This window comes from Shewanella sairae (assembly GCF_023283535.1).
In the GTDB taxonomy this organism is placed as follows: domain Bacteria; phylum Pseudomonadota; class Gammaproteobacteria; order Enterobacterales; family Shewanellaceae; genus Shewanella; species Shewanella sairae.
In genome coordinates, this window is sequence record NZ_JAKILT010000039.1 from 42,727 (window position 1) to 49,651 (window position 6,925).

Here is a 6,925-nt window from a genome sequence, read left to right on the forward strand (position 1 = left end):
TTAGAATAATTGATGGGTTAGTTGAGATTTTCGCTATAAAAATCAATATTATTCAAATATATTAAGACATTGAGGTGAGTTTGTATAAATTGCCTCTGTGTCTTTTTATTGTTGGATGGTACGGTTCTATAGGGAGATTACTAATCTTGAGCTATCAAGTCACAATTGTATTGTTTACAAGCACACTGGCCGCGGCAAGTATACAGGCTAAAGAGGCAGGTCACTTAAGTAAGGAAGTCACAGGTGTTGCAGGCTTGGTTCCAGAACAAGATCTCTATAGTTTGAAAGTGTTTGACAATAATTTCATATAACCTGTTTACCAAACTCAATCTGCGAATCAAGCTTACTACGCGCCGCAAAACCCTAATAAGGGTAAGATCAGCGAAACTAATATACAATTTCAGTTCAGTTTAAAATATGGCATTGCTAGAAACTTGTTTACCGACAATGACGGTTTTTACGTCGCCTATAGTCAAATATCAAATTGGCAGGCTTATGATGATTCTGCTTATTTTCGCGACTCACAATATCAGCCGCAGGTGCTTTGGTTTTGGCAACACGCTGATGAGAAAGCCACCTGGCAGAGTACCAGTATTGGTTTTGAGCATCAGTCTAACGGTAAAGGCGGCATTTATGAGCGTAGTTGGAATCGTGCTTATGCCGAATTATCACTCGCATTTGATGAGATAGAACTCAGCTTTAAACCATGGATAAGTTTAAGCACCGATTACAACCAAGATATAGATGATTATATGGGCTACGGCGCGATCAAAGCCGATTGGTATATTGGTGAGCATCAGCTTAGTGTAACTGTGCGTAACTTGTTAGAGAGTGGCTTTTCTAATGGCTATGAGGAACTCAGTTGGCGGTTTCCCATTTATAAAGGATTGAAAGGTTATTTAAAAGTGCAAAGTGGTTATGGGTTAACGATTTCCGACTACAATCATTTTGATAATGCTGTAGGACTTGGTATCGCGTTTTAAGAACACATAAGAATATGCAGAATATTTATTTAGGCAGTAAAAATGAACGAATTTTCTAGTTGGCTAGAGTCTAAAAAACTTAAGCAGCAGATCACTAACCCTAATATTGAAGTGGGTGAATACTCTTATTATTCCGGGTTTTATCATGGCAAGTCTTTTGAAGAGCAATCTGTTCGCTACCTTCTCGGAGACAGCTCGACCATAGATGTATGGGAAGCGGGCGTTTTTGGCGAAGTCGATAAGCTGATTATTGGTAAATTCTGCTCAATCGCCTCGGGCGCTTGCTTTATGCTTGCAGGCAATCAAGGTCACCGCATGGACTGGATCTCTACTTATCCATTTTCGCCTGAGGAGTTTGGCGACCACGTTAAGAGCGGCTTTGAGCGAGCAGGCAATACGGTGATTGGAAATGATGTATGGATTGGCTCTGAGGCGATGATTATGCCGGGCGTTACCATTGGCGATGGCGCTGTGATTGGTTCAAGAGCTGTGATCACTAAAGATGTCGCACCTTATAGCGTGGTGGTGGGCAATAATAAATTGGTTAAGCAGCGTTTCGATGATGCAGCGGTTGCCCAGTTGCTCACCATGAAATGGTGGGATTGGCCGCTTGAAAAGTTGAAAGGGGCGATGCCATTAATGTGTAGTGCTGATATAGAAGGCTTATATCAATATCATTTAGCCAATAAATAGCTTTAGTTCTGTTATAAACCGCTCAACTTTTGTAAAGCACTATGTATTAACGTACTAAAAGTATTGCTTTAAAAATGCTAAGTACAACTGTTCTAAGTGTAGCTCTAAGTTTTAATTTAAGTGCAGCAGTACAAACAAAAATGGCGCTCACCATTAAGGTAGCGCCATCTTTTGATTAAGCGTAAGTTACTTCTTTGCTTCGTTCTCTGCTTGGCTTGCCATGTACTCGTTGAAAGTACCTTGGAAGTTAACCAGTTTTTTGTCTTTTACGTCGATGATGCGTGTAGCGAGTGATGATACAAACTCACGGTCATGGCTCACGAAAACCAATGTGCCTTGGTACACTTTAAGCGCATTGTTTAGTGCTTCAATGGCCTCCATATCCATGTGGTTCGTTGGCTCATCCATAACAAGTACGTTGATGTCCATCATCATTAACTTGCCGAATAACAGGCGGTTTTTCTCACCACCAGAACAGTTACGCGCTTTTTTGTTGATGTCATCTTCAGTAAACAACAAACGGCCAAGCATGCCACGTACCATTAGGTCGTTATGCTTTGGTAAGCGCCACTGTGACATCCAATCAAATAGCGTCATATCATTATCAAAGTCTTTGCTGCTGTCCTGTGGGCAATAGCCGATAGACGCGTTTTCAGACCATTTGATTATACCTTGCTTGTTTTGTAATTCATTTACCAAACAACGTAAGAAGGTTGATTTACCCACACCGTTCTCACCAATAACAGCAAGTTTTGCACCTGCCTCAAGGATCAATTCACCGCCTTCAAACAGCATTTCGCCATCAAAACCGTGACCTACATCTTCAAGGATAAGCGCCTGACGATGCATCTTTTTACCGTCTTCGAAGCGCAAAGATGGCGTCATACGGCTTGAGGATTTAACTTCATCAAGGCTAATTTTTTCAAGCTTCTTAGCGCGTGAACTTGCTTGTTTCGCTTTAGATGCGTTTGCACCGAAGCGGTTAACGAAGTCTTGTAGTTCAGTCATTTCAGCGCTTTTCTTAGCGTTACCCGCTAATAGTTGCTCTTGTATCAGTGCAGACGCTTCCATAAAGTATTCGTAGTTACCTGGATAAATACGTAGCTCACCGTAGTCGATATCCGCCATATGGGTACATACAGTGTTTAGGAAGTGCCTATCGTGCGAAATGATGATCATGGTGCACTTGCGCTTATTAAGCTCTTCAGCCAACCAATTAATGGTGTGAATGTCCAAGTTGTTGGTAGGTTCGTCAAGTAGCAGGATATCAGGGTTTGAGAATAATGCTTGCGCTAAAAGTACCCGCAGCTTTTTACCTGGAGCCACTTGGTTCATTAGGCCAAAATGCAACTCTTCTTCAATGCCCGCTTCAAGCAGGATTTCACCAGCACGGCTTTCAGCGCTATAGCCGTCCATTTCAGCAAACTCGCTTTCTAGTTCGCCAACGTACATGCCGTCTTCTTCACTCATTTCTGGTAGTGAATAGATGCGCTCACGCTCTTGCTTAACTTCCCACAGTCTTGCATCTCCTTGAATTACCGCGTCAATGACGCTGAATTCTTCAAATGCAAACTGGTTTTGGCTCAAAGTACCGACTTTTTGACCTGGAGTAATTGAAACGTTACCTGACGTAGGAGCAAGCTCACCACTTAAGATCTTCATGAAGGTGGATTTACCACAACCATTTGCGCCGATTAAGCCGTAGCGATTGCCGTTACCGAATTTAGCGGAAATGTTTTCGAATAATGGCTCTGGGCCAAACTGCATCGTGATGTTTGCGGTAGAAATCAAAAGAGTATCCTGAGTGAATAATATAAAGTGAAAGCCAAAGACGCTAACAGGTTAGCAAGGCTAATCCTGTTCGAGAGGCAAAACAGCCGCGGATTATACAGAGGTAGGTGCTTAGATGTCGAGCAATCATGTATTGCAAAGTCTGATATTTATAGTGTTTGAGCTGGCTTTTGCCAATAAATGCGCTCGGAGTACGAATTGATTGGGTGATAAGGGCTTTTTCTTGTTATTATTAAGACATTGTTTTGACCAGCGCTATGAGTGGTCTTCAGTATTTATTAAATGGTTATCATTATAATAGGTGCTTGCGCTTTACATATTACCTGCGACATTTGGACACCCCATGATTGAACATCAACAGAACAACCCGCTTCACGGCTTAAAACTTGAAACCATGCTAACTGAGCTTGTGAAGTTTTATGACTATAAAGTACTTTACGCTGCCCTTAGATTGGCATGCTTTAATTTAAATCCAAATATGGATGCATGTGTAAAGTTTTTGAAAAAGACTGAGTGGGCGCGGGAACGTGTAGAAGCGTTTTACCTGTATCGTTTTAAGCGCATGCCAAAAGGCAATGAAGACCAAATGGCACTTAAACCACGCGAGCGTGGTTATGCTGACGGTATTGTGCCGCGTAAACCTGAAAAGTTAACTGTGGAGTTGGTTGCAGAAATGCGCACTAAAGCCATGGAAAACTATAAAGAAATGAAGAAAAACGGGTCGCGTCCACGTTTCGGTAAAGACAAACCTAAAGCTCAAGATTCTTATGCACAAAACCGCCGAAGTGGCGCTAAGCGCCCACCTGCGTCACAAGACCCTACTAACCCTTGGGGTAAGTGATCTGCATTTAATACAATTATTGTAATTTGTCGATAGAAGGACCTGTAAGGTCCTTTTTTATTTGCTCCATTCTTTCAAGTTAACACATGCATCAGGTGCATAGTGCAGATTCTATTTATTCATTTGTTTCATGGCAGACTAATCAGTAGTATGCGCCTCCTTTTTAAGTAACCTTGTAAAATGATGCGATCTCAATCTATCTCTGCTCAGCTGCTACGTATGACCGCGGTACTAGGACTAACTTTAATTTTAATCAATCACTTCCCCCCTTTACTTAATGCTTTTAGCGACAATGGTGCAGAAGTTGGCTGCCACCAAATGCCTAAAAGTGATAAAACACCAAAGATGTTAGAAAATGGAGCGTTAAACTGATGAGTATTTTTCGTTTTCCATTATTAGTGTGGCTTGGCATCGGTATACTTATTATCAGCCTTGGGATCCGCCAATCTTTTGGGATCTTTATGATGCCAATATCGATGACGTTTGATTCAGGTCGTGAGTTCTTTAGCTTTGCTATTGCGTTACAAAATTTGCTTTTTGGTGTGTTTCAGCCTTTTGTCGGGATGGCCGCTGACAGACTAGGCTCGAAGAAAATAATAATGGCTGGGGCGCTTACTTATGGTTTAGGTTTATTGCTGACTTCTATATCAACTAATAGTGAGATGTTCTACTTCTCTATCAGTATGCTGATTGGCTTAGGCTTAAGTGCCACAAGTTATGTGGTTGTATTAGGCGCCGTTGCTAAGGTTGTACCTGCGGAGCATACCGCTAAAGCATTTGGGTTAACCACGGCGGCTGGATCATTTGGCATGTTCGCGGTCATCCCTGGGGCGCAAAGCTTATTAACACACTTTGATTGGCAAACGGCTTTGCAAGTTTTTGCGCTTCTTTGCTGCATTATGTTTGCGTTTGCCTCTTTTATGAAAACCACTAAGAGCGAGAGCAATAGTAAAGAGCTAGCCGATGAGCAGACGCTGGGGCAGGCTTTAAGGCAAGCAGCCACTAATCGTAACTATTGGTTAATCCATATGGGGTTCTTTGTATGTGGTTTTCACGTTATGTTTATTGCCACACATCTACCTAGCTATCTTGCTGATAAGCACTTAGATGCTTCTACTGCAGCACTAGCCTTGGCCTATGTTGGTATATTTAATATATTTGGCTCTTATTTTTGGGGCGTAATGGGTGACAGGTTTAGCAAGCGATATGTCATGAGTGCGCTTTACTTCGTAAGAACGGCAGTTATTGCTGCGTTTGTGACTTTGCCTGTGACCGACAACACTGCTGCATTGTTTGGTGCTGCAATTGGTTTTTGTTGGTTAGGGACTGTACCTCTCACATCTGGTCTAGTAAGGCAGATCTTTGGTGCTCGTTATCTTTCGACTCTATATGGTTTAGTATTCTTTACTCATCAAGTGGGCAGTTTCTTAGGCGCTTGGGTCGGTGGTCGTATTTATGACTATTATGGAAGTTACGAGCCAATTTGGTGGAGCACGGTAGTGTTAGCTTTTATTGCTGCACTAATGCACTTACCAATAGATGAGCGACCAATAGCAACTCAGGTTAAGCCTGAGCTTAGTTATTAATAGTAGAATAGGGCTATAATTTAGAAGATTAATCTCGACTTCTAGTGAGCACTTTAATATAAGTAAAAATCTAAGCTCTTTGAAAAACCACCAGTCGGTGGTTTTTTGCTATTTACTAAGTCGTCGTTTCACTTGATTTAGAGTTAGGGTGGCAACAGTTGCTTATAGATAGCTCTGCAAAGATGCAAAGTTCGACTTTAGCTATATATCTTTCTCATTTAGGTCATGATTGCGGTACTTTTACTTCGTTCTACTGAAATAATGAGAATACCGCTTTAAAAATCGAACGATATAAGCTTATAAATTGGCCTTAAACATTCTCGTTTGTAATTGTTTTACTTAAAAAATGCCAAAATAGCTTAAAGCACACCCAAGTTGGCCAGCAATTCACCGCTTAGCAGCTATTTGTGTTTTTTTACTTGCAACAATCACGCTATAGCCATACTATAGCGCTCGTTCCAAGGCAATAGCCAAACGAACGGTAAGAATACAGTCGCGGGATGGAGCAGTTTGGTAGCTCGTCGGGCTCATAACCCGAAGGTCGTTGGTTCAAATCCAGCTCCCGCAACCAGTTTCTTAAGCAGTACAACCGTAGCTCAGTTGGTTAGAGCACTACCTTGACATGGTAGGGGTCGGTGGTTCGAATCCACTCGGTTGTACCAATTCTTTTATAGCAGAATTAAAACATCTATTACCCTGTCGCGGGATGGAGCAGTTTGGTAGCTCGTCGGGCTCATAACCCGAAGGTCGTTGGTTCAAATCCAGCTCCCGCAACCAATACAACCGTAGCTCAGTTGGTTAGAGCACTACCTTGACATGGTAGGGGTCGGTGGTTCGAATCCACTCGGTTGTACCAATTCTTTTGTAGAAGAATCCAAAAATCTATTATTTAGCACTGGTTTGAGAAGCAACGTTAGCTACTCGAGCTTAGTTGTTATTGCGGACGCGGAATGGAGCAGTGTAAAAGCTACTCGGGCTCAACTCTTTGTAAAAGCTAGGCGAAGGTCGTTGCAGAGTTTTTGTAGAAAGTA

The 6,925-nt window shown here is 42.0% G+C and carries 5 protein-coding genes, 4 tRNA genes and 1 pseudogene; 9 read left to right on the top strand and 1 reads right to left on the bottom strand.

The window, feature by feature from the left end; all coding sequences use genetic code 11:
* Positions 1-323: 323 nt before the first annotated feature.
* Together L2748_RS15805 and L2748_RS15810 are read left to right on the top strand one after the other, a co-directional pair.
* Positions 324-983 (top strand): annotated as a pseudogene (locus L2748_RS15805) (phospholipase A); the annotation flags it as partial.
* Positions 984-1,025: 42 nt separating this feature from the next.
* Entirely contained in the window at positions 1,026-1,676 is a 651-nt protein-coding gene (locus tag L2748_RS15810) for a CatB-related O-acetyltransferase (RefSeq protein WP_220781188.1), read from the top strand.
* Between the two features lie 186 nt (positions 1,677-1,862).
* On the opposite strand, the gene L2748_RS15815 is transcribed toward L2748_RS15810, so the two are convergent.
* Complete coding sequence (locus tag L2748_RS15815; protein ID WP_220781189.1) at positions 1,863-3,467, bottom strand: ABC-F family ATPase; 1,605 nt, start codon at positions 3,465-3,467, stop codon at positions 1,863-1,865.
* A gap of 343 nt (positions 3,468-3,810) precedes the next feature.
* On the opposite strand from L2748_RS15815, the gene L2748_RS15820 reads away from it, so the two are divergent.
* From L2748_RS15820 to L2748_RS15850, 7 genes are all read left to right on the top strand, one after another.
* Positions 3,811-4,308 (top strand): VF530 family protein, encoded by a 498-nt coding sequence (locus L2748_RS15820; RefSeq protein ID WP_220781190.1) that lies wholly within the window; start codon positions 3,811-3,813, stop codon positions 4,306-4,308.
* 180 nt (positions 4,309-4,488) lie between these two features.
* Complete coding sequence (locus tag L2748_RS15825; RefSeq protein WP_220781191.1) at positions 4,489-4,680, top strand: hypothetical protein; 192 nt, start codon at positions 4,489-4,491, stop codon at positions 4,678-4,680.
* Positions 4,680-5,894: an MFS transporter gene (locus tag L2748_RS15830; protein WP_220781192.1), complete on the top strand. Its 1,215-nt coding sequence runs from the start codon at positions 4,680-4,682 to the stop codon at positions 5,892-5,894. Before L2748_RS15825 ends, L2748_RS15830 begins: the two co-directional genes overlap by 1 nt.
* Positions 5,895-6,388: 494 nt before the next feature.
* Positions 6,389-6,465 (top strand) — tRNA-Met (locus tag L2748_RS15835).
* Positions 6,466-6,479: 14 nt separating this feature from the next.
* Positions 6,480-6,556: transfer RNA gene (locus L2748_RS15840), tRNA-Val, on the top strand.
* Between the two features lie 38 nt (positions 6,557-6,594).
* Positions 6,595-6,671 (top strand) — tRNA-Met (locus L2748_RS15845).
* Between the two features lie 2 nt (positions 6,672-6,673).
* Positions 6,674-6,750, top strand: a tRNA-Val gene (locus tag L2748_RS15850).
* The last annotated feature ends 175 nt before the right edge of the window (positions 6,751-6,925 follow it).